1 protein-coding gene is annotated in these 780 nt (G+C 33.5%); it reads right to left on the reverse strand.

The features are described 5' to 3' along the window. Nucleotides 1–780, reverse strand: a 780-nt coding sequence (locus tag AC3G7N_RS20825; RefSeq protein ID WP_489424071.1) for a restriction endonuclease subunit S, incomplete at both ends; no start/stop codon positions are given.

Below are 780 nucleotides of genomic sequence, written 5' to 3' on the forward strand. Positions count from 1 at the left end.
AACATCGATTTTGTTAAAGCACTTCCAAATGGTCCTTTTTTAAAACTCCCCAAGTCACCAAACCTTACCCATTGCCAATTTTCGGGTACGTTGTAAGGAATTTCGCCTTCATCTATTTTTGAAAATGGCTTTTCTTTTCTTATTTTCCCATCCCTAATCAATTGTTCTTTTTCAGCTTTAATATTTTCAATTAACTGTTTTGCAGTTCCTTCCTCTTCCCGCTGTTCCACTAACTTGCCTTGAATCGCATATTGCAAAATAGATTTTTGCATATCTTCCGGGAATTTCTTGTTAAGTTCTGTCACTTCTGTATAAGCTTTATCATATTCTTCCACGTAAGGCATCAGTTCTTCAATTTTTGCAACGATACGCTTTTGTTCTTCGAGTGGAGGGAGCGGTACCACATAATTCTTTAATACCTTAAATGGTGGAATGTTTTTTATTGCTGATCCCTTACTACTTTTCCTTGCTGTCTTTTTTAGTATGAAATCAAAATACAATAAAAAATAATCTACATATACACTAGGCATTAACTTCATTTGCATAAGAGCCTGATTAATAATACCTTGTTCAAAATTATCAGGAATTATATATGTTTCCCCAATCGTACCAGCACAGCTGACTATTATATCTCCTGAGGATAATTCAAAACCTTTCATTTTGGATTCAAAGTATTCACGTGTTATGTAGTAATCGCCTATATTAACGTTTTTTTGAATAGCATTTTTTTGCTCGTATACTTTTACGGTATCTTCACTTTTTGGTACAAACATCGATTTT

It is taken from the genome of Virgibacillus carmonensis, assembly GCF_057836705.1.